General features: G+C 65.1%; 24 protein-coding genes. 20 read left to right on the top strand and 4 right to left on the bottom strand.

The features are described 5' to 3' along the window. Positions 1 to 26: 26 nt before the first annotated feature. The 6 genes from hpaC (at position 27) to PLD_RS13380 (ending at position 5,771) form a co-directional block, all read left to right on the top strand. A complete protein-coding gene (gene hpaC / locus PLD_RS13405) occupies positions 27 to 539 on the top strand; it encodes a 4-hydroxyphenylacetate 3-monooxygenase, reductase component (RefSeq protein WP_159893318.1) in 513 nt (170 codons plus the stop codon). A gap of 204 nt (positions 540 to 743) precedes the next feature. Next, positions 744 to 1,721, top strand: coding sequence for a helix-turn-helix transcriptional regulator (locus PLD_RS13400; protein ID WP_159893316.1), 978 nt, complete (start codon positions 744 to 746; stop codon positions 1,719 to 1,721). Between the two features lie 134 nt (positions 1,722 to 1,855). Beyond that, positions 1,856 to 2,728: a transporter gene (locus PLD_RS13395; RefSeq protein ID WP_159893314.1), complete on the top strand. Its 873-nt coding sequence runs from the start codon at positions 1,856 to 1,858 to the stop codon at positions 2,726 to 2,728. A 23-nt stretch (positions 2,729 to 2,751) separates the two neighbouring features. Next, on the top strand, positions 2,752 to 3,942 hold the full coding sequence (locus PLD_RS13390) for an MFS transporter (protein ID WP_159893312.1): 1,191 nt from the start codon (positions 2,752 to 2,754) through the stop codon (positions 3,940 to 3,942). A gap of 61 nt (positions 3,943 to 4,003) precedes the next feature. Beyond that, positions 4,004 to 5,125, top strand: a complete 1,122-nt coding sequence (locus PLD_RS13385; RefSeq protein ID WP_178116154.1) for a class II histone deacetylase — start codon at positions 4,004 to 4,006, stop codon at positions 5,123 to 5,125. A gap of 382 nt (positions 5,126 to 5,507) precedes the next feature. Next, complete coding sequence (locus tag PLD_RS13380; RefSeq protein WP_159893308.1) at positions 5,508 to 5,771, top strand: hypothetical protein; 264 nt, start codon at positions 5,508 to 5,510, stop codon at positions 5,769 to 5,771. Here the strand turns inward: PLD_RS13380 and PLD_RS13375 are convergent. Continuing rightward, positions 5,759 to 6,766, bottom strand: coding sequence for an AraC family transcriptional regulator (locus PLD_RS13375; protein WP_159893306.1), 1,008 nt, complete (start codon positions 6,764 to 6,766; stop codon positions 5,759 to 5,761). The two genes, PLD_RS13380 and PLD_RS13375, sit on opposite strands and share 13 nt — an antisense overlap. A 298-nt stretch (positions 6,767 to 7,064) precedes the next feature. On the opposite strand from PLD_RS13375, the gene PLD_RS13370 reads away from it, so the two are divergent. Genes PLD_RS13370 through PLD_RS13350 form a run of 5 tightly spaced genes read left to right on the top strand, consistent with a single transcriptional unit; the run spans position 7,065 to position 13,020 of the window. Further along, a complete protein-coding gene (locus PLD_RS13370) occupies positions 7,065 to 7,598 on the top strand; it encodes a 2,4'-dihydroxyacetophenone dioxygenase family protein (protein WP_159893304.1) in 534 nt (177 codons plus the stop codon). A gap of 33 nt (positions 7,599 to 7,631) precedes the next feature. Continuing rightward, entirely contained in the window at positions 7,632 to 8,903 is a 1,272-nt protein-coding gene (locus PLD_RS13365; RefSeq protein WP_159893302.1) for an MFS transporter, read from the top strand. Further along, on the top strand, positions 8,900 to 9,964 hold the full coding sequence (locus tag PLD_RS13360) for a 2,3-butanediol dehydrogenase (RefSeq protein ID WP_159893300.1): 1,065 nt from the start codon (positions 8,900 to 8,902) through the stop codon (positions 9,962 to 9,964). Before PLD_RS13365 ends, PLD_RS13360 begins: the two co-directional genes overlap by 4 nt. A 51-nt stretch (positions 9,965 to 10,015) precedes the next feature. After that, positions 10,016 to 11,317, top strand: a complete 1,302-nt coding sequence (locus PLD_RS13355; protein WP_159893298.1) for a carbohydrate porin — start codon at positions 10,016 to 10,018, stop codon at positions 11,315 to 11,317. A 35-nt stretch (positions 11,318 to 11,352) separates the two neighbouring features. Then, a complete protein-coding gene (locus PLD_RS13350) occupies positions 11,353 to 13,020 on the top strand; it encodes a GMC family oxidoreductase (protein ID WP_159893296.1) in 1,668 nt (555 codons plus the stop codon). A gap of 23 nt (positions 13,021 to 13,043) precedes the next feature. Here the strand turns inward: PLD_RS13350 and hpaA are convergent, their stop codons facing one another. Then, a complete protein-coding gene (gene hpaA / locus PLD_RS13345; protein ID WP_159893294.1) occupies positions 13,044 to 13,970 on the bottom strand; it encodes a 4-hydroxyphenylacetate catabolism regulatory protein HpaA in 927 nt (308 codons plus the stop codon). Positions 13,971 to 14,177: 207 nt separating this feature from the next. Between hpaA and PLD_RS13340 the strand changes: the two genes are divergently transcribed. From PLD_RS13340 to hpaI, 8 genes are all read left to right on the top strand, one after another. Then, positions 14,178 to 14,837 carry a fumarylacetoacetate hydrolase family protein gene (locus PLD_RS13340; protein ID WP_159893292.1) on the top strand — a complete coding sequence of 220 codons (660 nt, stop codon included), beginning with the start codon at positions 14,178 to 14,180 and terminating at the stop codon, positions 14,835 to 14,837. A 9-nt stretch (positions 14,838 to 14,846) separates the two neighbouring features. Beyond that, entirely contained in the window at positions 14,847 to 15,647 is an 801-nt protein-coding gene (locus PLD_RS13335; protein ID WP_159893290.1) for a fumarylacetoacetate hydrolase family protein, read from the top strand. Beyond that, the gene (gene hpaE / locus PLD_RS13330) at positions 15,648 to 17,108 is read left to right on the top strand and encodes a 5-carboxymethyl-2-hydroxymuconate semialdehyde dehydrogenase (RefSeq protein WP_159893288.1); all 1,461 of its coding nucleotides are present in this window, start codon (positions 15,648 to 15,650) and stop codon (positions 17,106 to 17,108) included. 54 nt (positions 17,109 to 17,162) lie between these two features. Beyond that, positions 17,163 to 18,014, top strand: a complete 852-nt coding sequence (gene hpaD / locus PLD_RS13325) for a 3,4-dihydroxyphenylacetate 2,3-dioxygenase (protein ID WP_159893286.1) — start codon at positions 17,163 to 17,165, stop codon at positions 18,012 to 18,014. Between the two features lie 136 nt (positions 18,015 to 18,150). Continuing rightward, positions 18,151 to 18,540: a 5-carboxymethyl-2-hydroxymuconate Delta-isomerase gene (locus PLD_RS13320; protein WP_159893284.1), complete on the top strand. Its 390-nt coding sequence runs from the start codon at positions 18,151 to 18,153 to the stop codon at positions 18,538 to 18,540. 177 nt (positions 18,541 to 18,717) lie between these two features. Next, positions 18,718 to 20,025, top strand: coding sequence for an MFS transporter (locus PLD_RS13315; RefSeq protein ID WP_159893282.1), 1,308 nt, complete (start codon positions 18,718 to 18,720; stop codon positions 20,023 to 20,025). Positions 20,026 to 20,027: 2 nt separating this feature from the next. Beyond that, positions 20,028 to 20,831 carry a 2-oxo-hept-4-ene-1,7-dioate hydratase gene (gene hpaH / locus PLD_RS13310; RefSeq protein ID WP_159893280.1) on the top strand — a complete coding sequence of 268 codons (804 nt, stop codon included), beginning with the start codon at positions 20,028 to 20,030 and terminating at the stop codon, positions 20,829 to 20,831. A gap of 10 nt (positions 20,832 to 20,841) precedes the next feature. Beyond that, positions 20,842 to 21,642 (top strand): 4-hydroxy-2-oxoheptanedioate aldolase, encoded by an 801-nt coding sequence (gene hpaI / locus PLD_RS13305; RefSeq protein ID WP_159893278.1) that lies wholly within the window; start codon positions 20,842 to 20,844, stop codon positions 21,640 to 21,642. 475 nt (positions 21,643 to 22,117) lie between these two features. Here the strand turns inward: hpaI and PLD_RS13300 are convergent, their stop codons facing one another. Both PLD_RS13300 and PLD_RS13295 read right to left on the bottom strand, forming a co-directional pair. Next, positions 22,118 to 23,260, bottom strand: a complete 1,143-nt coding sequence (locus tag PLD_RS13300) for a glycerate kinase (RefSeq protein ID WP_159893276.1) — start codon at positions 23,258 to 23,260, stop codon at positions 22,118 to 22,120. 285 nt (positions 23,261 to 23,545) lie between these two features. Beyond that, on the bottom strand, positions 23,546 to 24,733 hold the full coding sequence (locus tag PLD_RS13295; protein WP_159893274.1) for a sugar diacid recognition domain-containing protein: 1,188 nt from the start codon (positions 24,731 to 24,733) through the stop codon (positions 23,546 to 23,548). A gap of 335 nt (positions 24,734 to 25,068) precedes the next feature. On the opposite strand from PLD_RS13295, the gene PLD_RS13290 reads away from it, so the two are divergent. Continuing rightward, a complete protein-coding gene (locus PLD_RS13290) occupies positions 25,069 to 26,193 on the top strand; it encodes an MFS transporter (protein ID WP_306110128.1) in 1,125 nt (374 codons plus the stop codon). Positions 26,194 to 26,228: the final 35 nt, after the last annotated feature.

Genomic DNA, 26,228 nt, shown 5'->3' with positions numbered 1-26,228 from the left:
CGCTCTGCGCCCACGAGGAATTCGTCATGTCTGTACTCGATCCCAAGCAACTCGCCTTTCGCAACGCCATGGCGCACATGACCGCCGCGGTCAACGTCATCACCAGCAACGGCCCCGCCGGCCGCTGCGGCATCACCGCCACTGCGGTCTGCTCGGTCACCGACAGCCCGCCAACCCTGATGGTCTGCGTCAATCGCACCAGCGCGCTGAACCCGGTGTTCAAGGGCAACGGCCGCCTGTGCGTGAACGTCCTGAGCGGCGAACACGAAGACGTCGCCCGGCATTTTGCCGGCATGACCGGGGTGGCCATGGAGCAGCGCTTCGGCCTGCATCCCTGGCGCGACGGCCTGCAGGCCCTGCCGGTACTGGAAGGCGCCCTGACCAGCCTCCAGGGGCGCATCACCGAGGTCCAGGAAATCGGCACCCACTCGGTGATGCTGGTGGAACTCGATGAAATCAGCGTGTGCGAACAAGGCGACTCGCTGGTGTATTTCAGCCGCTGCTTCCATCGCTTGCAGCCCCCCTGCCCAGCCGTCTGATCCCCTGCCCCCACCTCACTCGCCCAAGCCCCGCTGCACCTGACTGCATCGGGGCTATGGGCCACCTCCTGCATCTGTAGGATGGCGATCAACAGCCAAGCCATCGATACTCGCTCCAGGCCCTGCCCACGCCCTAATGGCGTAACGGTCCCTCACCCCTTCAGTGACGAAAACAATAACAACGTCGCACAGAGGTACTGACCCATGAACCGATCCGATCGTGCCCCGGCCAATCTGTTGCAAGCCTTCAGCGAGCTGACCCTGGAACTGCAGCAACTGGCGCAGAACAAGGACATCGAGCACTTCTATCCCCATGCCCTGGCGCGCATCAGCCAGCTATTGCCCTTCGACAGCGCCTGGTGGGGCCGCGCGGCGTTGGTGGACGGCCTGCCGGATGAACACAGCTGCTACCTGTACCGCCTGCCACCGAGCTACCTGCCGGACTGGCAGTCGATCCGCCACATTGATGTCACCGTGAACCGGGTCCACGAGGTGCCGGGACGAGCGGTGATCGTCGACATGAGCGCCCCAGACAGCGGACCCGGGCTGAACTGGCTGGGACGCCAGTACGGCATCGGCGAACTGCTGTGCGTGGTGCACATCGACCCACCTACCCACTTGAGCAACCATCTGGCCCTATACCGCGCCCCCGGTGCGCCACGCTTCAACCAGGATGACTGTCACCTGCTGAACAACCTGATGCTGCATCTGGTGGCGGCGGTATCGGCCAATCAGATCCGCACCCTGGTGGCGATGCGCGAAAAGCTCACCCGCCCGCGCAATCTGGCCCTTGCGGTGTGCGACCCACGCGGTGTACTGCAATGCGCCGAACGCGGTTTCGTCGACCTGTTGCTGGATCAATGGCCACAGTGGAACGGCCCGCAACTGCCCATGAAACTTGGGCCCAACGGTTTTGAGGGCACGCGACTGCACGTCGAATACTCGGCCGTGGGCGACCTGTACCTGCTGGCCGCCCGCAGTCACACCCTGCTGCCCAAGCTCAGCCCCCGGGAGAACGCCGTCGCCCAATGTTTCGGCGACGGCAAGACCTATAAGGAAGTGGCCCGGGACCTGGGCATGTCACCCAACACCGTGCGCCATCACATCCGCGCCATCTACAGCAAGCTGGGGGTCAAGGACAAAGCCCGCATCGCCCAACTGCTGCACGCCCCACCCGACTGATACGCCCTGCTGATCAACGCTGATTTTGGTGCTCGCCTTGAGCGCCACGGGCCACCTTTGCCCTTTTTTGCCCCACTGCCGTGTGCCGGCGAGCCGTTCGCCGAACAACCACTCCAACAAGAGACGCACCGTTCATGACCAGGACACTCATACGAACCACCCTTGCCTTGGCTGGCACCCTGGCCAGCCTGTCGCTCCATGCCGCCGACCTCAACGCCCGTGACTTCTTCGCCGCCCCCGCAGGCACCCGCCTGGGGGTGCTGTACTTGCCCGGCACCCGCGCCGACGTCTTCCACGGCCGCGCCGACAGCACCGGCAAGGCCGAGCTGCGGGTCAACGCCATGGCCTACCGCCAGGTGTTCTTCAGTGACCTGTGCGGCACGCTGTGCACCCCTCAGTTCATCCTGCCCTTCGTCGATATCGACGCACGCTTGCCCGGCGCCGAGCGCCATACCGGGGAAAGCGGTTTCGGCGATCCCCAGGTGGGCGGCACGCTGTTCTTCATCAACCAGCCAGACACCCGCACCTACAGCGGCCTGCTGACCTTGATCACCTTGCCCGTGGGCGAATACCACCGTCGCAACCCGGACGTATCGCCGGGGGCCAACCGCTGGGGCGCGACCTTTGTCTACAACTACACCCAGGGACTGGGGGAAAAATGGGTGCTGGAGGCCAACCTCGAAGCCCAGTTGTATGGCACCAACGACGACTATATCGGCAGCGACCTGCAGCAGGACCCGCTGTATCGCCTGCAAGCTTTTGCCTCCTACGACTTCACCCCCTCGACCTACGGCGCCCTGCGCCTGATCCACGCCGATGGCGGCGAACTGCGGATCAACGACCGGCGGATCAACGACACCCACAAGCGCTACACCCAGGCCGGATTCGAGGTCGGGCACTGGCTGGACCGAGAAAACCAGCTGATGTTCAGCCTGTCGCGCAATGTCGCCACCGCGAATGGTTTTGCCGGCACCGACGCACTCTTGCGCCTGGTCCATGTGTTCTGACCCCCTGCTTGCGGAGCTTGTCCATGCACACCCAGAACCCCGCGTTGAACACCACCGCGCACACCACCCGCCCCCCCCTGGGACTGATGGCCGCCATCGTGCTGTTCGCCGCCATTACCCCCGCCGTGCTGCTGATGGCTCCGGCCATCGCCGCGCAACTGGCCAGCCAATGGCACTTGACGCCGTCACAAATCGGCGATCTGTTCTCCGCCGAACTGGGCGCCATGAGCCTGGCCACCCTGCCAGCCATCTGGTGGCTGAAACACCTCGACTGGCGCCGCGCGGCATTGTGCAGCGCGCTGCTGTTCATCGGCGCCAACCTGCTGTCGATGCTGGCCCACGACTACTCGCTGCTGCTGATGACGCGCTTTTGCAGTGCCCTGGCCGGCGGCTCGCTGATGATCATCTGCCTGGCCAGCGCCGCCATCAGTGCCAGCCCAAGCCGCAGCTACGGCTTCTGGGTCATGGGGCAACTGGTGCTGGGGGCCATCGGCCTGACCCTGTTGCCCATGCTCTTCGCACGTTTTGGCCTGGGTGCCTGCTACCTGATCCTGGCGCTGCTGATGACCCTGTGCCTGCCCCTAGCGCGCTGTTTCCCCACTGGAGCCGCACGCCCTGCCGATGACCTGGCGAACGCCCCGCCCGTGTCCCCGCTCAAGGCGAGCCTGGGGATTCTCGGCATTCTCACCTTCTACATCAGCCTCAGCGGGGTCTGGACCTTTATCGGCGCGATTGGCGCCCAGTCCGGCCTGTCGGCACAGACCAGCGGCGACATCCTGGCCATCGCCACTTTGATGGGCATCGTCGGCGCCCTGTGCGCCACCCTGTTCGGCGAACGCCTGCCCCGCAGCGCCTTGCTGTGGCTGGGCTACGCGCTGATGGCAGCCTCGGTGCTGCTGCTCCTGGGCCAGCCGCAACTGGCGCGCTTTGCCCTGGCGGCGCTGGTGTTCAAGTTCACCTGGACTTTCATCCTGCCGCTGATCCTGGCGCGCATGGCCGAAATGGACCGCAGCGGCCGGCTGATGAACGCCTCCAACCTGGTGATCAGCGGCGGCCTGGCCATCGGCCCGACCCTCGCCGGGCGCCTGATCGAAAGCAGCGGCGGCTTCCAGGGCCTGTTGCTGGGGGGCGCCGTCATCACCCTGCTGTCCCTGGCGCTGGTACTCAACTGCCGGCCCAGCCTCCAGCCCCCTACCCACCCCCAAGGGCAATGACTGCCCGCGGCAGGGCCAGCGCGCCCTTGAACACCCCTTCCCTTGAAAAATGGATCTCACCATGACCTGCAAAACCGCTTTTTTCTTCGATGAACTTTGCTTGTGGCACAGCGCCAACCCTCACGTTCTGACCCTGCCGGTGGGCGGCTGGGTGCAGCCACCGGCCGCCGCCGGGCACGCCGAATCACCGGAAACCAAACGCCGGCTGAAAAGCCTGATGGACGTCTCCGGCCTGACCCGCCAGTTGCATCTGTGCAGTGCCGCTGCGGCCACCGAGGACGATCTGCTACGGGTTCACAGTGCAGCCTACCTGCAACGTTTCAAGGCCTTGAGCGATGCCGGCGGTGGTCACCTGGGCGACGAGGCGCCGGTAGGCCCCGGCAGCTATGACATCGCCAAACTGTCCGCCGGGCTAGCCATCGCCGCCGTGGACGCAGTGCTCAGCGGCGAAGCCGACAACGCCTATTCCCTGTCCCGTCCACCGGGACACCACTGCACGGCGGACCAGGCCATGGGTTTCTGCTTCCTGGCCAACATCGCCATTGCCATCGAAGCCGCCAAGGCCCGTCACGGCCTGGGCAAGGTGGCGGTCATCGACTGGGACGTGCACCACGGCAACGGCACCCAATCGATCTTCGAGGAGCGGGCCGATGTGCTGACCCTGTCCCTGCACCAGGACGGCTGCTTTCCACCGGGTTACGGCGGCGAACAGGAGCGTGGCCGCGGCGCCGGCCTGGGCTGCAACATCAACGTCCCGCTGCTGCCCGGTGGCGGCCATGACGCCTACCTGTACGCCATGCAAAAAATCGTCGTGCCGGCCCTGGAACGCTTCGAACCCGAACTGATCATCGTCGCCTGCGGCTATGACGCCAACGCCGTGGACCCCTTGGCGCGGATGCTGCTGCACAGCGACTCCTTCCGCGAGATGACCCAGTGCCTGCGAGACGCCGCCGAGCGCCTGTGCGCCGGGCGCCTGGTGCTGGTGCACGAAGGCGGCTACTCCGAGGCCTATGTGCCCTTCTGTGGACTGGCCACCCTGGAGGCGCTGTCTGGGGTGCGCACCGCGGTCGACGACCCGATGCTGGCGTTCGTGCACCTGCAGCAACCCAAGGAAACCTTCGTGACCTTCCAGCGCCATCTGCTGGACCGCCAGGCCGAGGCCATAGAAGCTCTCGGGCGCTAGATTCTCCTTGCAGTCGTGACCGGTAATCATCGGGCGCCAGTTGCCCGGCCGCACCCGCCGCCGGACAGCCGGTTTCACGGGCTGCAACGGCCTCTTCGCCGACAGGTGGCGCCTACGATCGTGCCGTAGGAGCCACCTGTCGGCGAAGGCATCCTCCCAGTCCAGCACATGGGTGTTCGGCAAAGCTGAAAGGTTTCCTATCCTCAGTTTAATGCCCCTCAGGCCAAGCGACTCAACACCCAATAACCCTGTGTGCCCCTGCCTTGAAGGCCGGGTGTGCCGCGCGCGCGGGGCTGTCCGTCTGCTTATCCGGCCCACCCTCGATTCCAGTGCTGTCCGGCAACGAACCACTTGCGTTTCCGCTGAGACAAAGGAGATGTCCATGCACCGCAAAACCACCGACTACCTCGACGAGATCGGCTTCTGGTACGGCGCCCGTAGCCGACTGCTGCATCGCGCAGCTCAACTGCGGAACAACCCCGACATGCCGCCGCAACAAAGCCTACCCGCAATGCCCACGGTTCCTCTGAACGACTTGTTGCAAAGGTGCGGCCTGGGAGAACTCCGCCGCTGCTGCGGGGATGCAACGCGAAGCGGTCCCGAAAGCGACTTGCCGGACGCCCCCCTCGAGCCTCAGGAGCGATGAACACCTGGGGCTGTTGCCGGCCACTCCGACAAGGGCCCCTGAGCCCGCGCTTCACTGGGTGTCTGCTGGTAACGGGCCTTGAACGCCCGGGCAAAATGCGCCTGGCTGGCAAAGCCATGGCGGTAGGCGATTTCACTGATGTCCAGGCCCGCCCCCTGGCTGCTGCAGATCAGGCGACGGGCCTGCTGCAGGCGTTTTTCCAGGATGAAGCGGCTGGGCAGGGTGTTCTCCATGGCAAACAGCCGCGCCAGGTGCCGGGTGGAAATACCTGTCTGGGCCGCAACCCGCTCGCAGCTCAGGGTCGGGTCCCCTAGCTGTTCATGGATGCACTGTTTGGCCGCCAGCAAGTAGGAAGCACTGAGGGCGTTGATGGGCCGTTCTCCCACCTGCCCAGCGATGATGCTGGCCAGAAGTTCGAAGGCCTGCTCCTGATAGGCCTCGGCCTCGCCACACAGCGGCTGCTGGAAAAACTCCCGGGTGCGCTCCCCCAGGGTGCGCAATAGCAAGCGCTGGACTCCGTTGTGCACGCTGATCTTCAGCGTCCGGTTGAAACGCTTCAGGCAGCGTGCGGCGAACTGCTCCTGGGAAATGTCGAAAATGAACTGGCGCATCGCCCCGGAGAAGCCGAACAGATAAGGTTTGTCGGTGCGGTAGACCACCAACTCCCCCGGCTCCAGTAGCTGACACGCACCGTCCTGATAGAAGAACGAACCACTGCCGGTGACCAGGGACGCAAAGATCGAATCCTTGGGGACACCGCGGATCATCGAGGTGTCGCGTTCCACCACGTGTTCATTGCCAACGATGCGTGCCAGGCGCATGGCACTCAACTGCAGGTTGTCCTGGCTGGCGGTGAACCCGTCGTCGGCGTAGGAGTTGCATTTGAGCCCCACCAGGGTACTGGCGTTGTAGTCCTCCCAGAACCTCAGGCGGTGATCCGGGTCGACCGCCTGGGTGCTGGCGTGCCGGGTTTCGAGCAAGGCGCATGGAGACATTGTTGTTCTTCTCATGGGCGGCTGAATATTCCCCGGACGACAAGGCAGCGTCCGGACACCTGGGGCCGCATGATCTGCGGGCTGCGGCCATTCATTAACATCTGAACTATATAGCCTGTCAACTTGAAACGCAGTGAGAGCCGTTCGCCGGAACAGCTTCGTCAGATCGCTATTTCCGGTAGGAAAAATCCCCGTCCGAAACAGACAACAAATCGGTCCGATTCAATCAAACCGGCGCCCAGCCGTGGGCCTAAAGTCGCCTCAGTCCCCCCTCCTGTAAAAACAATCGAGGTCGACCATGCCTGAAGCCGCCACCCGTGAGTTCTGGAAAGACCTGCAGCCCATTGCCAACTGTTTCAAGCCCGACGCCAAGCCCGAGGTCTACCTGCCGAATGCCGCCAGTGACGACCTGAGCCTGTACGTGCCGTTCACCGAAACCGTATCTTCGCGGCCGCTGTGGATCGCCCCCAGCGAGAACCGTTGGTGCGACATCCTCATGGCCCGCAGCGCCGGGCTGGTCAACCGCCACTACCACCCCCACGAAGTGTTCGCCTACACCCTGTCCGGCAAGTGGGGCTACCTGGAGCACGAGTGGACGGCCACCGCCGGCGACTTCGTCTACGAAACCCCGGGCGAAGGCCACACCCTGGTGGCCTACGAACACGCGCAGCCAATGCGGGTGTTCTTCATCGTCAAGGGCCCGTTGATCTGGCTCGACGCACAGGGCGAACCCGACGGCTACTTCGACGTGCATTCCTACATTGCCCTGTGCCGCGAACACTACGAAAAGATCGGCCTGGGCGCGGCCCATATCGACACCCTGTTTCGCTGATCGACGTTACTCACGCCTGCTCGGAGAACCACCATGGCTTATAAAAACAACAAGGCCGGTTACGAGAACACCTTGCTGGGGGTGCTGTTCCTGACCTTCGGTTTTGTCTTTTTCGATCGTCTTGCCCTGTCCTTCCTGTTCCCTTTCATGGCCGACGAACTGCAATTGAGCAACAGCCACCTAGGCATGCTGTCGTCGGTGCTGGCCCTGGCCTGGGCGGTGTCCGGAGCCCTAGTGGGCGCCTGGTCGGACCGTCGGGGCGTGCGCAAGCCGCTGCTGATCGTCGCGGTGATCCTGTTTTCCCTGTGCTCGGCCCTCTCCGGGCTGGTCACCGGTTTCCTCAGCCTGCTGCTGTTTCGCGCCATCATGGGGCTGGCCGAAGGGCCGATCCTGCCCTTATCGCAATCCTTGATGGTGGAAGCCTCCTCGCCCCAACGTCGGGGCCTGAACATGGGCCTACTGCAAGGCTCGGCGGCCGGGCTGCTGGGGGCGGTGATCGGACCACCGGTGCTGATCGCCCTGGCAGAAGCCTATGGCTGGCGCCATGCATTCATCGTCTCGCTGATTCCCGGGCTGCTGATCGCCCTGCTGATCTGGCGCTACGTGAACCCGGACCCGCCACGGAGCGAGCCCCGGGCGAACGCCGCCCCGAGCAACGGAGGCGGACATCGGCTGGCCCTGCTGAAAAGCCGCAACATCGTGCTCTGCACCCTGATCAGTTGTGTGTTCCTGACCTGGTTCATCATTCTGATTTCCTTTACCCCGACCTTTCTGGTCAAGGTCCGCGACTACAGTCCGGCCAGCATGGGCCTGGTGATGAGCTGCCTGGGCGGCGCCTGGGTGCTCTGGGGCTTCGGCGTGCCGGCGATCTCTGACCGAATTGGCCGCCGCCCGACCCTGGTGCTGTTCTCGCTGATCGCCGCCTGCTGCCCGATGGCCCTGCTTTATGCATCGGCGCCATGGATCCTTGGGGTGCTGATGCTGCTGACCTACACCGGCCTGGGCTGCTTCACCCTGTTCATGGCCACCATTCCGGCGGAGACCGTGCCCCGTGAAGTCATGGCCACGGCCCTGGGCATGATCATGGGCATTGGCGAGCTCGTGGGCGGCTTCGTCGCGCCGACCATCGCCGGGTTCGCCGCCGACCGATTCGGCCTGTCCATCGTCATGTGGATGTCCTGTGGCGGCGCCGTGCTGGCCGCGCTGCTGGCGCTGTTGCTCAAGGAAACCGCTCCAGCGGTGCTGGCCCGTCAACAACGCCGGCAAGCCGGCGCCTCCTCTGTCCTGCAAGGAAACCAACCATGAAAGCACTGCGTTGGCACGCCGCTCGGGACCTGCGCCTGAGCCAAGTACAAGCTCGACAGCCTGGCGCTGGGGAAGTACTGCTGCAAGTGGCCTACTGCGGTATCTGCGGCAGTGACCTGCATGAGTACGCCGATGGGCCACACTCGATTCCCCAGCATGAGGCTCACCCGCTGTCCGGCTGCCGGACACCACTGACCCTGGGCCATGAGTTCTGCGGCCAAGTAGTAGCCCTGGGCCCCGGCGTCGACCCGCGCCTGCTGGGGCAGCGGGTGGCGGTCGAGCCGGAGTATCGCTGTGGCGAATGCCAGTACTGCTGCATGGGCCAGTACAACCTCTGTGAGTCCATGGGTTTTATCGGTCTGATGGGCGATGGCGGTTTTGCCGAGCAGGCACGGGTGCCAGCGTACATGCTGCACCTGCTGCCGGAGCGCGTCAGCTTCAAGCAGGCCGCCGTGCTGGAGCCGGCGGCGGTGGCCTACCACGCGCTGAACCGGAGCAGCCTGCTGGCCGGCGACAGTTGCGTGGTGTTCGGGCTGGGCCCCATCGGCCTGCTGCTGATCCTGCTGGCACGGGTGCGGGGAGTGGAACGCATCTACGCCGTGGACCTGAACCCCGAGCGCCTGCGCCTGGCCCTGGAGTTTGGCGCTTCGGCCGCCCTGGACGGACGCGATCCGGCGTTGCAACAACGATTGCGACACTTGAGCGACGGCGGCCTCGACACGGCCTTTGAGGCCGCCGGCACCCAGAAGACCCTGAGCCATGCCCTGCACTGCCTGCGCAAGGGCGGCGAAGCCGTCATGGTGGGACTGATGGGCGAGGTGCACTTCGACGCCTTCCACCTGGTGAACAACGAACTGCGCCTGCTCAGCAGCGTCGGCTACCGCCATGTGTATCCCGAGTTGATTGAGCTGCTGGCCAGCGGACGCCTGGACCTGTCTCGTCTAGTGACCCGCTGCCTGGCCCTGGAGCAAGCAGTGGAACAGGGCTTCGAGGCGCTGTTGCACGACAAGAGTCAGATCAAGGTGCTGGTCAACCCAACGCCGGCCCTGGCCGAGGCCTGACACATCGGTTTCAACACTCAAGACAAAAACAACAAGAAACGAGTACCCGACATGAATGTTCCCTATGCGCTGTGCCCGCTGCTGGCAGCCCTGCTGCTGCCCCTTGATTGCTTGGCCGACGCCCCGGCTGTGCCCCGCAGCGGGCCGCTGTCCGGGCTGGGCGATTACCTGGCCGACCAGGGCATTACGCCCCATGTGCAGTTTCTCAGCCTGGCCATGAAGAACCTCGACACCGGCCCCCGCCCCCACAGCTTCGGCAACAGCGGCGACCTGTTCGTCGGCGCCGATATCAACCTGGGGACCTTCGCCGGGCTCGACGGCGCGGCGCTGCACTTCGAGCAGACCCTGTTCATTCTCGATCACCAGACCGGCGTGCCCACCTCACGCAACTGGCAAGGCGCCGCCGGCAGCTACTTTGGCGGCGCGCCGATCCACAACGACCTCACCAGCAACCAACTGAGCCTGCTGACCTACCAGCAGACCTGGCTCGACGGCCAGGTCGACCTGAGCCTGGGGCGAACCAACGCCCGGCGCTACTTCTATATCTACAACTGTGAAAGCACCATGACCTGCAACGACCCGATCATCGACGCCTCCAGCGGCATCCTGCCACCGCCCTACGGCAGTTGGGGCGGCTACCTGAAGTACCAACTGACGCCCCAGTGGTACGTGCACGGCGGCGCCTTCGAATCCAACCCGGTGGACTACCTGAAGGAGCGCAAGGGCCTGGATTTCAGTACCGACGACGCCAGCGGCACCAGCCTGCTGCTGGGCATCGGCAGCCAGAAACAAGAGGCCTACAGCTCCCACTACGAACTAAACGGCTTCTACAACACCTCCAAGCAGGTGGACCCGCTGACCGGGACCAAGACGTTCGGCAGCGGCGGCGCCTTCTTCAAGTTCCAGCAGTCGCTGTGGCGCGCCGACGCCGGCACAGGCACGAAGCCCCAAGCCTTGCTGCTGTTCGGTTCGCTGTCGGCGGCGGCCGACGACAAGCAGCCCTTCAGCCAGTTCGCCGAAGCCGGGCTGACCTATCTGGCGCCCTTCGATCGCCCCCGGGACAAGCTCAACCTCAAGGCCAGCTACCTGCGCCTCAACGATCACCAACTGCGTTTCCAGCAACAGGCACGGACCGCCAACGGCGGCGACCCGCGCCTGGGCGAGCGCAATGTCTATGCCCTGGAAGCCAACGCCCACATCGCCCTGACCCGGCAACTGGCGGTGGAGCCCAGCGTCCAGTACCTGATCAACCCGGACAACTTCTACAACCCCGAGGCCCGCGAACTGAGCGGCAATGGCTTTGTCATCGGCCTGCAAGTGACCCTCGACGTCGGCTCGCTGCTGGGGCTGTGAGATGAACGTACATGACGGCCCAAGAGGTATCCCCCATGAGTGAACACACCACGCAAGCCTTCGACTACATCGTGGTCGGCGCCGGCTCCGCCGGTTGTGTGCTGGCCAACCGCCTGTCCGCCGACCCCAAGCTCAAGGTGTGCCTGATCGAGGCAGGACCCAGTGACCGCAGCCTGCTGCCTGCCGCCTATGTGCGCACCCCGGCGGGGATCATCCGCCTGATCGCCAACCCGCGCTGGAACTGGATGCATCAATTCAGCGCCCAGGGCGCCAGCGGCGCCCCCGCCATCCCCTGCCCCCGTGGCCGGGTCTGGGGCGGTTCCAGTGCGATCAACGGCATGATCTACATCCGTGGCCACCGTCATGACTTCGACCGCTGGGCGGCCGCCGGCAACCAGGGCTGGAGCCATGACGAACTGCTGCCCTACTTCAAGCGTTCGGAGCATTTCGAAGCAGGCGATTCACCCTGGCATGGCCAGCACGGCGAGCTCAACGTCGCCGAGCAGCGCAGCCCGAGTGCGGTCAATCAGGTGTTCTACGAGGCGGCCACGGAACTGGGCTGGAGCTATAACCCGGACTTCAACGGCCCTGAGCAGGAAGGTTTCGGGCCGTTCCATGTGACTCAGAAAAATGGCGAACGCTGCAGCGCGGCCCGGGCATTTCTGCATCCGATCCTGCAACGCGACAACCTCACCGTGCTCAGCTCCACCCTGACCCACCGGGTGTTGCTGCAAGGCACTCGCGCCAATGGCGTAGAAATCAGTCAAAACGGGCGGGTCCACCAGTTGCAGGCGCGTCGGGAAGTGATCCTGTGCGCCGGAGCGATCAATTCGCCACAGTTGTTGCTGTTGTCGGGCATCGGTCCGGCGGAGGAACTGAAACCTCATGGCATCCTGCCGCGCCACCCGTTGCCGGGGGTCGGCCTGAACCTGCAGGATCACCAGGACATCGTGCTGATGTACCGCAGCGATCCCGAGCTGGGCTACGGCCTTTCACCCAAGGGCCTGTGGCCCCTGGCCCGTTCGCCCTGGCAGTACCTGACCCGGCGCCAGGGCCCGCTGACCTCCAACACCGTCGAGTCCGGGGCCTTTCTGCGCCTTACGCCCGAGGACCCGGTGCCGGAGCTGGGGCTGATCGTCGCCCCGGCCCTGAAGAACCAGCCACAGCGCCTGATCCCGGTGGGCCATGGCATCAGCCTGCACATGGCGGTGATGCACCCGCAAAGCCGCGGTCGGGTCCGCCTGAACTCCGCCGATCCCCACGACAAGCCGCTGATCGAGGCCAACTTCCTCAGCCACCCGGAGGACCTGCGCAAACTGGTGGCGGGCTTGCGCCTGGTGCGCCAGCTGGCGGCGACCCGGGCCTTTTCTCAGCGCCTGCAAGGCGAGCTGGTACCCGGCCCACAGGTGCAGAGCCAGGAGCAGATCGAGCAATGGATTCGTCAGCACCTGGGCACCGTGTTCCACCCGGTGGGCAGCTGCAAGATGGGCCATGACGAACTGGCGGTGGTGGACGACCAACTGCGGGTCCACGGCCTCCAAGGGCTGCGGGTGGCGGACGCCTCGATCATGCCGAGCCTGATCACCGGCAACACTAACGCGGCGGCGATCATGATCGGTGAGAAGGCCGCTGACCTGCTGCTGAGCAATCCACCCACGCCGGTCTGCGAGCCCAGGCCCGCGCAGACGCGGGTCGTCGAATGAGCGCACCCGACACCGCAGACTCCTCAGGGCACGGCGACCGGTTCTGACAACAGCCCAGCGGACTTGCGCTGGCGATATTCACCCGGGGGCAGGTGCGCATAGCGCAGGAAAAAGCGGCTGAAATACGCTGGGTCCTTGAAGCCCAGCTGGTAGCAGATCTCGTTGATTGAACTGCCAGTAAACAGCAGCAGGCGCTTGGACTCCTGCATCAGGCGCTCGTACACCAGGCGCTTGGACGGCAGGTCGGCGATGCGCCGGCAGACGTCGTTGAGCCGCGCCTCGGTGACCCCCAGGGTGCTGGCGTAGCGGGCCAGGGGCCAATGCTCCAGGTAGCGGGACTCGATCAGCTCGTTGAAGCGATGGAAGATCTGCAGGTCTTCTTGGCGCGCTGGACGGGCCTTGAGGGAATTGGCCGAAAGCCTGAGCAGACTGATCATCAGCAGCCGGGTCAGGGCATCCAGGGCTGGCTCGCGTCCGGGCCCCTGCCCGGCAATCTCCTGCTGCAACTCCTGGAACAGGCACTCCAGACGCCGCGCTTCAGCGGTGAACTGCGGCCCCAGCCGCGCCAGGGCCACACACACCGGCGGCACCTGGGGCGCGGGGGCCAGTGTCGGATCGGCACCGATCAACTCCCACACCAACTGCTGGCGCACGGTGAGCACGTGGCCCTCGCTGTCGGCCTCGGTGACAAACGCGTGGGGAATGGTCGGCGGGGTGAGGAAGAACATCGGTCCCGACTCCAGGTACTGCTGGTCGTCGAGGTAGACCCGCACCGCTCCGCTTTGCACGTAGTGGACCTGGAAGAAGCGGTCGTGGCGATGCACCGGCATGTTGCGGCCGAAGAAGCCGGCCAGGTTGCTCAGCTTGTCGTAGTGCACCTGGGCATCGGCGTAACGCTGATCGTAGACCTGACCGATATTGATGTTGGGGATCGGGGTTTGTGGGTTCATGGCGCCCCTCTATTTATATTTTTCAGCACGCAGAGCCTGCGCATCCTGCGCGAATCGCGGCCGCCCCGCCAGGGCGAGACGGAATCGTTCAGGCTGGCGCTTGACGATCGTTAACATATTAAATATAACGTTAATACATTAACGAACTCACCCCGCGAACGACAAGCCCACAGCGGGAAACAGACATCAGGAACCAGGAGACGCGCGATGAACCGTGCCTTGAATGACCACGCCTGCGGCACCCTGTTCGGCGTTGCACTGAACTACCAGGGCTTGCTGCAGAGCCATCTGCAGCACTTCAAGCAACCGCCCTACCAGCAGCCACCGGTGAAGCCGGTGCTGTTCATCAAGACCCCCAATACCCGCAACAGCCATGAGGCGCCAGTGGTGTTTCCCCAAGGGGTCGAGCGTCTGCAACCCGGCCCGGCCCTGGGGGTGGTGATCGGCAAGCGCGCCAGCCGGGTGAGCCTGGAAAACGCCCTGGAACATGTGGCCGGCTACACCATCGTCAACGAATTCAGCCTGCCGGAAGACAGCTACTACCGCCCAGCGGTAAAGGCTAAATGCCGCGACGGTTTCTGCCCGATCGGCCCGCAACTGGTGCCGGCCGCCGACGTCGCCGATCCCCACCAATTGAGCATCGAGCTGTTCGTCAACGGCGAGCGGGTGCAGCACAACAGCACCGCCAACCTGGTGCGCAACATCCCCCAGCTGATTGCCGAGATCAGCGAATTCATGACCCTGCATGCCGGAGACGTGCTGATCACCGGCACTCCCGAGGGCCGGGTCGATGTGCGGCCCGGCGACCGGGTCGAAGTACAGATCAGCGGCCTGGGCCGTCTGGCCAACAGCATCGTTGCCGAATGAGGAACTGACATGAAACACGCGCGCATTCGTTATCAGGGCCAGGTCCACGACGCTCGGGTCACCGGCCCCAACACCCTGCAACTGGAAGACGGCCGGACCCTGGCCGAAGACCAGGTGCAGTGGCTGCCGCCGGCCACCGGCACCCTGTTCGCCCTGGGCCTGAACTACGCCGACCACGCCACCGAGCTGGCCTTCACGCCGCCCACCGAGCCCCTGGTGTTCATCAAGTCGCCGGGCACCTACACCGGCCACAACCAGGTGACCTGGCGCCCGGACAACGTCGCCTACATGCATTACGAGTGCGAGCTGGTGGCGGTGATCGGCAAGACCGCACGCAACGTCAAGCGCGAGGACGCCCTGGACTACCTGGCCGGCTACACCCTGTGCAACGACTACGCGATCCGCGATTACCTGGAGAACTACTACCGGCCCAACCTGCGGGTGAAGAACCGCGACGCCACCACCCCGGTCGGCCCGTGGATCATCGACGCCGCCGAAGTGCCCGAGCCCAACAAGCTGACCCTGCGCACCTGGGTCAACGGCGAACTGCGCCAGCAAGGCAGCACCGCCGACATGATCTTCGACATCCCCTACCTGATCGAATACCTGTCCAGCTTCATGACCCTGCAACCGGGGGACATGATCGCCACCGGCACTCCCGAAGGCCTCAGTGATGTAGTGCCCGGCGATGAGGTGGTGGTGGAAATCGAAGGTGTCGGCCGGCTGGTCAACCGTATCGTCAGCGAAAGCGAGTTTTTCGCCCATCACGCCCAACCGGAACCCACCACCGCGGCCAAGGAGCACGCATAAATGATCAAACACTGGATCAACGGCCGCGAAGTCGAAAGCCGTGAAGTGTTCACCAACTACAACCCCGCCACCGGCGAAGCCATTGGCGAAGTGGCCAGCGGTGGCGCCGAGGAAATCGCCCAGGCGGTGGCCGCGGCCAAGGACGCCTTCCCGAAATGGGCCAATACCCCGGCATCGGTGCGTGCCCGGCTGATGCGCCGCCTGGGCGCGCTGATCGAGGACAACGTGCCGCACCTGGCGCAGCTGGAAACCCTGGACACCGGGTTGCCGATCCACCAGACCCGCAACGTGCTGATTCCCCGGGCCTCGCACAACTTCGACTTCTTCGCCGAGGTCTGCACCCGCATGGATGGCCACAGCTATCCGGTGGACGACCAGATGCTCAACTACACCCTGTACCAGCCGGTGGGGGTGTGCGCCCTGGTGTCGCCGTGGAACGTGCCGTTCATGACCGCCACCTGGAAGACCGCGCCGTGCCTGGCCCTGGGCAATACCGCAGTGCTGAAGATGAGCGAGCTGTCGCCACTGACCGCCAACGAGCTGGGCCGGTTGGCGCTGGAAGCCGGGATTCCCGCCGGGGTGCTGAACATCGTCCAGGGCTACGGCGCCACTGCCGGCGATGCCCTGGTGCGCCACCCGGACGTGCGGGCGATTTCCTTCACCGGCGGCACCGCCACCGGCAAGAAGATCATGCAGACCGCCGGCCTGAAGAAGTACTCCATGGAACTGGGCGGCAAGTCGCCGGTGCTGATCTTCGAGGACGCCGACCTGGAGCGGGCCCTGGACGCCGCGCTGTTCACCATCTTTTCCCTGAACGGCGAACGCTGCACCGCCGGCAGTCGGATCTTCATCCAGGAAAGCGTCTACCCGCAGTTCGTCAAGGAATTCGCCGCCCGGGCCAAGCGCCTGATCGTCGGTGACCCGCAAGACCCCAAGACCCAGGTCGGCTCGATGATCACCCAGGCCCACTACGACAAGGTCACCGGCTACATCCGCATCGGCCTGGAAGAAGGCGCGACCCTGCTGGCCGGCGGCCTGGAACGCCCGGCCAACCTGCCGGCGCACCTGTCCCGCGGGCAGTTCATCCAGCCCACGGTGTTCGCCGACGTCGACAACCGCATGCGCATCGCCCAGGAAGAGATCTTCGGCCCGGTGGTGTGCCTGATCCCGTTCAAGGACGAGGCCCAGGCCCTGCAACTGGCCAACGACACCGAGTACGGCCTGGCTTCCTACATCTGGACCCAGGACATCGGCAAGGCCCATCGCCTGGCCCGAGGCATCGAGGCCGGCATGGTCTTCATCAACAGCCAGAACGTGCGCGACCTGCGCCAGCCCTTCGGCGGCGTCAAGGGCTCGGGCACCGGCCGTGAAGGCGGCGAGTACAGTTTCGAGGTATTCGCCGAGATCAAGAACGTCTGCCTCTCCATGGGCAGTCACCCCATCCCGCGCTGGGGCGTGTAAGGTCTGTAAGCGTCCCGGATCACGCCAACAATAAGATGTTTCAGGAGAAGCACCATGGGCGAAGTCGTCATGGCCGCCAAGGTCTGCCACGTTCCATCGATGTACCTGTCCGAACTGCCGGGCAAGCACCACGGCTGCCGTGAGGCAGCCATTGCCGGACACAAGGAAATCGCTCGCCGCGCCCGAGCGCTGGGGGCCGACACCGCGGTGGTGTTCGACGTGCACTGGCTGGTCAACAGCGGCTACCACATCAATTGCGGCCAGGCGTTCAACGGCACCTACACCAGCAACGAGCTGCCGCACTTCATCAAGAACATGACCTACGACTACCAGGGCTGCCCGGAGCTGGGGGAACTGATCGCCGCCGAGGCCAACGCCGCCGACGTGCGTACCCTGGCCCACAACATCCCCAGCCTGGAGCTGGAATACGGCACCTTGGTGCCCATGCGCTACATGCACATGGACGTGCCCGCCGCCGAGCACTTCAAGGTGGTGTCGATCGCCGCCTGGTGCGCCTGGCACAAGCTGGAGGACAGCTTCACCTTCGGCGCCGCGGTGCGCCGCGCCATCGAGAAAAGCGAGCGCAAGGTGCTGGTGCTGGCGTCCGGTTCCCTGTCCCACCGCTTCTCCAACGACCGCGAAGCCGAAGCCAACATCCACAAATGGACCCGGGAATTCGACAAGCAGGTGGATCAGCGGGTGGTGGAACTGTGGCAGCAGGGTCGTTTTCGCGAGTTCTGCGCCATGCTCCCGGACTACGCCACCAGCTGTCACGGCGAGGGCGGCATGCACGACACGGCGATGCTCCTCGGGCTTTTGGGCGGACCTGACTACAACCGCCCGGCCGAGATCGTCACGCCGCTGTTCGGCAGCTCCGGCACCGGCCAGATCAACGCCATCTTCTAGAAGCAGCGGCAAGCTTCCAGCCACAAGCTGCAAGACAACATCAATGGCAACGGCAAAGCACAAGCCTCAAGTCACAGGAGTCCTCTCTTGCGGCTTGCCGCTTGCCGCTTACCGCTGCCTCCCAAGGAGGCCTCCCGTGCCGCATTTCATCGCTGAGTACACCGACAACATCGAACAGGCCGCCGATCTGCCGGGGCTGTTCACCAAGGTTCATGATTACCTGGGCGCCACGGGTGTGTTTCCCCTGGGCGGCATTCGCAGCCGCGGGGTGCGCCTGGACACCTGGCGCATGGCCGACGGCAAGCACGACTACGCCTTCGTCCATATGCGCCTGCAAGTGGGTGCCGGGCGTGACCTGGCGACCCGCCGCGAGGTCGCCGAAGGCCTGTTCGAGGTCATCAAGGCGCACTTCACCACATTGCAGGCGCAGCGCTTGCTGGCGCTGTCGTTCGAGATGAGCGAGCTGGATGCCGAGCTGAACTTCAAGCACAACAACGTGCATGAGTTTCTGCGTCGACAGAGCTGAGCCTCGTACCGGCCCTTCCGTCGGCACGAGGCTCCTACCAGCTCCCACGCGCCCCGTAGGTGCTGGCTGGCCAGCGAAGAGGCCCTCAAACGCGTGCCAGCCCTGAGGCCGCCCTCGCCGGCCAACCGGCTACTGCCAACCGGCGCCCCACACAAGAACAATAACGAGACCCTTGTCATGCCCCAAGCCACCACCGCCGAGACCTCGCGCGCCGAGGTCGACGACTGCTATCGCAAGATCACCTGGCGGCTGATGCCGCTGTTGTTCGTCTGCTACATCTTCGCCCACCTGGACCGCATCAACATCGGCTTCGCCAAGCTGCAGATGACCCAGGACCTGGGCTTCAGCGACAGCGTCTACGGCCTCGGCGCCGGGCTGTTCTTCGTCGCCTATGCACTGTTCGGGGTGCCCAGCAACCTGGCCCTGGAGCGGGTCGGCCCACGGCGCTGGATCGCCCTGCTGATGCTGGTCTGGGGCCTGCTGTCCAGTGCCCTGATGCTGGTGGACAGCGCCTGGGGCTTCTATGTGCTGCGCTTTCTGCTGGGGGTCGCCGAGGCGGGGTTCTTCCCGGGCATCCTGGTGCTGCTCAACCGCTGGTTCCCCGCCAGCCGCCGCGGTCAGGTCACCGCGCTGTTCGCCATTGCCGTGCCCATGGCCGGGGTGATTGGCGGGCCCCTGTCGGGGTGGATCCTGGAGAGCTTCCATGACGTCGGCGGCCTGCGCGGCTGGCAATGGATGTTCCTGATCGAAGGCTTGCCGGTGGTGCTGCTGGGGCTGGTGGTGCTCAAGGCCCTGCCGGAAAGCATCGAACAGGTGGATTGGCTGACCCCGGTGCAGAAAAACTGGCTGCTGCAGGCCCTGCGCCAGGAAGAACAGCACAAGTCCATCACACGCTTCAGCGGCATCCTCAAGGATCGCCACGTCTGGCTGCTGGTGTGCGTGTACTTCGCGGTGATGCTGGCGGTGAACACCATCGCCTTCTGGATGCCAACCCTGATCCATCACGCCGGCATCGCCCGGGACAGCAACGTCGGCATGCTCAGCGCCCTGCCCTACCTGGCCGGCTGCCTGTTCATGCTCGGCGTCGGCCGCTCCTCGGACCGCCTGCGCGAACGGCGCTGGCATTTGGCAATACCGCTGCTGATGTCCAGCATCGGTCTGATCCTCACCGGGCTGGCCCCAGGCGATCCCTGGCTGGTGATGTTCGGCCTGCTGGTGGCGGGGATGGGCGCCAGCGCCGCGCTGCCGATGTTCTGGCAGTTGCCGCCGGCCTTTCTCGCCAGCAGCACCCAGGCCGCGGGCATTGCCCTGATCAGTTCCTTCGGCAGTGTGGCCGCTTTCCTCGCGCCGTATTTGATCGGCGTGGTGCGTGACGCCACGCAAAGCGCCAGCCTGGCCCTCTACGCCCTGGCCCTGCTGATCGCCCTGGGCGCCTGGCTGGTGCTGCGGGTGCCCGCCCATATCGTCAACCCACGAGAGAAATAACCATGCTCAGCCCCTCGGATATTCAACAGGCCGCCGCGCGCCTCGACGCCGCCGAACGCAGTCGCGAACAGATCGGCCAACTGTCCCTGCAATACCCGTCCATCACGATTGAAGAGGCCTACGCCATTCAGCGCAGTTGGGTGGAGCAGAAGATCCGCGACGGCCGCAAACTGGTGGGCCACAAGATCGGCCTGACGTCGCGGGCGATGCAGGTGTCGTCGAACATCACCGAGCCGGATTTCGGCGCCCTGCTGGACGACATGCTGTTCGATGAAGGCAGCGATATTCCCTTCCAGCGCTTTATCGTGCCGCGGGTCGAAGTGGAGCTGGCGTTCATCCTCGGCAAACCCTTGAAAGGGCCTCACTGCACCCTGTTCGATGTGCTGGACGCCACCGACTGGGTGATCCCGGCCCTGGAAATCATCGACGCCCGCATCCAGCAGGTGGACCCGCAAACCCAGGCCACGCGCAAGGTGTTCGACACCATCTCCGACAATGCCGCCAACGCCGGGGTGGTGATGGGCGGCCGCGCCGTGCGCCCCGGGGATGTGGACCTGCGCAAGGTGCCAGCGGTGCTGTACCGCAATGGCGTGATCGAGGAGTCCGGGGTATCCGCCGCCGTACTCAACCACCCGGCCAAGGGCGTCGCCTGGCTGGCCAACAAACTGGCGGCCTACGACGTCGGCCTGGAGGCCGGGCAGATCATTCTCGGTGGCTCCTTTACCCGCCCGGTGGCGGCCCGTCCCGGGGATGTCTTCCACGTCGACTACGATCAGTTGGGCAGCATCGCCTGCCGTTTTGTCTAAGGAGCACCCCATGGACATGCCATTGAACCTGTTCAAACAACGCCTGCAACACGACGAACCGCAGATCGGCCTGTGGCTGGGGTTGGCGGACGGCTACTGCGCCGAGTTGGCGGCCAACGCCGGTTTCGACTGGCTGCTGCTGGACGGCGAACACGCCCCCAACGACCTGCGCAGTCTGCTGGCGCAGTTGCAGGCCATCGCCCCCTACGCAGCCCAGGGCATCATCCGCCCGCCCATTGGCGATACCGCGCTGATCAAGCAATTGCTGGACATCGGCGCCCAGACCCTGCTGATTCCCATGGTGGAAAGCGCCGAACAGGCACGTCAGCTGGTGCGCGCCATGCACTATCCGCCGCTGGGGGTGCGCGGGGTCGGCAGCGCCCTGGCCCGGGCATCGCGCTGGAACAGCATCGCCGGCTACCTGGATCAGGCGGACGAGCAGATGTGCCTGCTGGTGCAGATCGAGAACCTCGAAGGCCTGCGCAACCTGGATGAGATTCTCGCGGTGGACGGAGTCGACGGCGTGTTTATCGGCCCGGCGGATCTGTCGGCGGCCATGGGCCAGCGGGGTAACCCCGGGCACCCCGAGGTGGTGGCCGCGATTGAAGACGCCATCGTGCGAATTCGTCAGGCGGGCAAGGCCGCGGGGATTCTCAGTGCCGATCAGCACCTGGCGCGGCGTTGCATTAAACTGGGGGCGAACTTCGTGGCCGTGGGGGTGGATACCACGGTGTTGATGAAGGGTTTGCAGAGCCTGGTCGGCCAGTACAAGACCCAGGACGCCCCCACGAACGAAGGCGGGGTCTACTGACGAACGTTGGCTGGCAGCCTCTTCGCTGGCCAGCCAGCTCACTGGGAACACCCCGCCCCCCTGCTTCAGGCCGGCCGCAAGGCCGCCGTCTGGCTCTTGATCTTGATCTTGATCTGAACGCCCCGTTAACCACGATGGCCGAACGCAGGCATTGAGCCGTGGGTAACCCGGCAAGGATGCCGGGTTAGCCGCCACCCGGCCATGGATGGCCGGCGGCGGCCCACGGATCAATGCCGGAGTTCGGGCATGCCTCGCTAAGCGAGGCACCGAATGGAGGGGCAAGAGCCTTTGGTTACTTTGGGGCCCCAAAGTGACTCGCCGTAAGGGCGAAACCGCCAGCCGCACCCGCAGAAATGGCTATGTACCCCAAACCGCCACTGTGAGAGCGAAACCCTAAGCGGCCATTATCGCAGCAACGGATATGCCCACCCCCCGCCCTAATTAACGAACTTCACTGGCCAGCTCCAGCGAGTATCTAGCGGGCGTTGCGGGCCAAGCGCCAGACGCGAGCGATGTCGGCGGCGCGTTCGCGCAGCAGGCGCGGGGCCTCGCGGCAGGCTTGCTCCAGGCTCATGGGACCACTGGCCAGGGCGAAGGCAGCGTCCACGCCGTGGGCATACAGCTGCTGGTAACCCTCGCCCAGGGTGCCGGCAATCACGATCACCGGAACGCCCTGCTCCCGGGCGATCCGCGCCACACCAAACGGGGTCTTGCCGCGCAGGGTCTGGGCGTCGAAACGCCCTTCGCCGGTCATCACCAGATCAGCCCCGCGCACAGCCTGTTCCAGGCCCACCAGTTCCGCCACGACCTCCACACCAGGGCGAAACTGCGCAGCGAGAAAGGCCTTGGCGGCAAACCCCAGGCCCCCGGCCGCACCGCTGCCGGGTTCGTCACGCACGTCCTTGGCCAGCACCTCGGCGCAACGGTCGGCAAAGTGACCCAAAGCCTGATCCAGTTGTCGCACCTGCTGCGCCGAAGCGCCTTTCTGCGGGCCGAAGATCACCGAGGCACCGTGCTCGCCGCACAGCGAGTTGTTGACGTCGGCGGCGATTTCAAAGCGCACCCGGGCCAGACGCGGGTCCAGGGTGTCGAGGTCGATGCGGGCCAGCTGGGCCAAGGCCAGCCCGCCCCGAGGCAGCACCTGGCCATGACGATCCAGCAGCTTTAGCCCCAGGGCTTGCAAGGCCCCAGCACCGCCATCATTGGTGGCGCTGCCGCCGATGGCCAGGATGATGCGTTGGGCACCGGCGTCCAGCGCGGCCAGGATCAGTTCCCCAGTGCCGAAAGTGCTGCTGTTGCAGGCATCGCGCTGCTCCAGCGCCAGCAATTGCAGGCCACTGGCCTCGGCCATTTCGATGATCGCCGTGTGACTCTGGGGCAGCCAGCCCCAGCGGGCTTCGACCGTCACCCCCAGCGGCCCCTGGACCCGATGGCGGCGCAGTTGCCCGTCACAGGCAGCAAGAATCGACTCCACCGTGCCCTCGCCGCCGTCAGCCATCGGGCATTGGCACAGCTCGGCATCGGGCCAGACCTCGGCCAGCCCCTGGGCCATGGCCTGGGCCACGCCTGCGGCACTCAGGCTGTCTTTGAAGGAATCGGGGGCAATGATGATTTTCATGGGGCGTTCTCCGTTTCTTGTGCCGCCATGCTGCCATCTGGCGCAGGCGCTGCCCCCGGGCTGCTGCACAAGTCCGGGGGGGCTTTATTGTTCATTGCTACAAGGGCGGCAGATTGGCTGGACGGCGCTGTTGATTGCAAGGGCATGAAGGGCTCGGAGCGGGCATGACGCAGCCTGCAGCAGCGAAATGGCTTCTTGTAGCCGCTGCCGCAGGCTGCGAACGGCTCCGCAGGAGACGCAGGAGACGCGTGATTTTGCGGGCGCTGGTGGTTCGGCGGGAGGCCGTCAGGCAAGGTCCTGCGGACCTTTGCGCAGCTTCGCGGGCTCAGCAGCGGCTACAAAATCGAGGGGGCAGGACGATTCGGCGCTGCGCGGCAGCAGTTGCACCCCCAGGTACAGGGCCAGCATGCCGTCCAGGCGCAAGGGGTCGAGGCCGCTGAGTTCGGCAATGCGCTCCATGCGGTAACGCAGGCTGTTGCGGTGGATGCCCAAGGCGTCGGCACAGGCCTGGCTCTGGCCATCGTGGTCGCACCAGCTGCGCAGGGTCGCCAGTAACTGGCCGTTGCTGTCCTTGGCCAGGACCTTGCGCAAAGGCGCCAGCAGTTCGTCCAGGGCGTCGTCGTTGCGGTGACGCCAGAGCATCACTGGCAGGCGGTAGCGGTCGAGGGTCAGCAGCCGCGAGTCCGGCAGCAGATCACGGCCATAGGCCAGCAGGTCGCCGACCCGGCGATAGCAGCGGCGCAAGCCCGCCAGGCCATCGGCCTGCGTGCCCACGGCGACCCGCAGGATGTTCCAGCCCTGGCCGTCGAGTTTTTCCAGCAGGCGCGGGTTGTCCAGGTTGAGGTTGGCCGGGCGACACCAGAGCAGCGAGGTCTTCGACAAACTGACGCACCAGCTGTCCGGGTAGCGGTTCATCAGCCAGGCGCTGAGGCGCTCGACGCCCTGCCCCGCAGCCGCTTGCAGTCCCAGTTCGAACAGGTAGGGGGTGCGTGCCAATTGCGGTTTGAGGCCCATCTGCCGGGCTTCATCCTCCAGCCGCGGCGAGTCGCCACTGTCGCTCAACAGCAGGGCCAGCAGGTCGTCGCAGCGCTGGCGCCGCCATTGCTGCTCGGCCTGCTGGTGGCGCTGGCCCACCAGCATCTCGGCAGTCATACGCACCAGTTCGGCGTAGGTGCGCAACAGCACCGGATCACCGGTGATGCCCAGCACCCCGATCAGTCGCCGATCATGCAGCAGCGGCAAGTTGATCCCCGGTTGCACGCCCTTGAGCTGGCGCGCGGTGGCGGCGTCGATCTCCACCACCCGGCTGTTGGCCAGGACCAACTGGGCACCTTCGTGGCGGGTGTTGATCCGCTCTGCCTCGCCACTGCCGAGGATCAGCCCCTGACTGTCCATGACGTTGACGTTGTAGGGCAGGATCGCCATCGTGCGGTCGACGATGTCCTGCGCCAGGTCGTGATCCAGTTCGAACATGGGGGATGATCCTTGACGACTGCAGCAGCTGGGACGGGCCGCATGTGGCGCGGCAGTGACGTTGTTCAATAACGCTGCTCGATAGCGTTGTTCAGTAACGTTGTTCAGTGACGTTGTTCAGTGACACCGCGCCTTGGGGCCAATCGCTGTGCGCCGGCACAAAGACAACCCCCCCGGTGACCGAGACTCTCGGGGCGGTCAACGTTACCCTTGCACCGCGAAAAATCATAATAAAGAGAGACACGCCATGTCACAGAGCGCCGCTGTCGCACTGGCCCGGACTGACGACCCGAACACCGTCTACAAGCGCATCACCCTGCGCCTGATCCCCCTTCATCTTCGCCTGCTACCTGTTCAACCACCTCGAGCGGGTCAACGTTGGTTTCGCCAAGTTGCAGATGCTCGATGCCCTTAAATTCAGCGAAACGATCTACGGCCTGGGTGCCGGGATCTTCTTCATCGGCTACGTGCTGTGCGAAGTTCCGAGCAACCTGGCGCTGAACCGGTTTGGCCCGCGGCGCTTGATTGCGCTGATGATGATCACCTGGGGCACCCTCTCCACCTGCCTGCTGTTCGTCACCACGCCAACCCAGTTCTATACCTTGCGTCTGTTCACCGGGGCCGCCGCCCGCTCCCTGGGCCTGACCGCGGCCGCCGCCAGCATCGCCCTCAAACGCTTGGAAACACGCCTGGGTTGCCGCCTGCTGGCGCGTTCGACCCGCAGCATGCGCCTGACCGAGGAAGGCCGGCGCTACCTGGAAAGCGTACGCCTGGCCCTGGCCACTCTGGGCGATGGTGAGCAGGCGCTCAAACAGCAGAGCCTGGGGCTGGCCGGGGTGTTGCAACTGTCGGCGCCCTCGGATTTCGGACGCAACGCGCTGCTGCCCTGGCTCGACGCGTTCAAGCACCAGCACCCGCAATTGCGCCTGCAACTGCGGCTCAACGATCGCCACGCCGACTTGTTCCGCGACACCGTGGATGTAGCCCTGCGCTTTGGCGTACCCGAGGATTCGAGCCTAGTGGCCCTGCCGATTCTTCCCGAGCATCGACGCGTGGCCTGCGCCAGCCCGGCTTATCTGGCCCGTTGCGGCACCCCACAGTCGCCCGAAGAGCTGTCGCACCACAGCGCCCTGCTCTACCTGCGCAACGACCGGCCCTACGACTGCTGGCGCTTCAGCCGTGGCGACGATACCCGCGAGGTGCCGGTGCGCGGTGACTACCTGTGCGACGACGGCGAAGTGGCCCGACGCTGGGCCCTGGCCGGCCATGGCATTGTCTACAAGGCCCGGCTGGATGTCGCCGAAGACATCCGCGCCGGGCGCCTGGTGCCGTTGCTCGGCGATTGGCAAGGCGAACTGACGCCCTTCAACCTGTTGTGCCCCCATCGCCTGCAGGTGTCGGAGCGGGTGCGCCTGCTGCACAGCTTCGTGCTGCAGCGCTGTCGGGCGCTGTGCCCCTGACCAGCACCGGTTCCTTGAGCAGCTGGCCACTGCGC

The sequence above is a fragment of the Pseudomonas sp. LD120 genome (assembly GCF_009861525.1).
Lineage (GTDB): Bacteria > Pseudomonadota > Gammaproteobacteria > Pseudomonadales > Pseudomonadaceae > Aquipseudomonas.
This window is presented reverse-complemented; position numbering and strand designations above follow the sequence as displayed.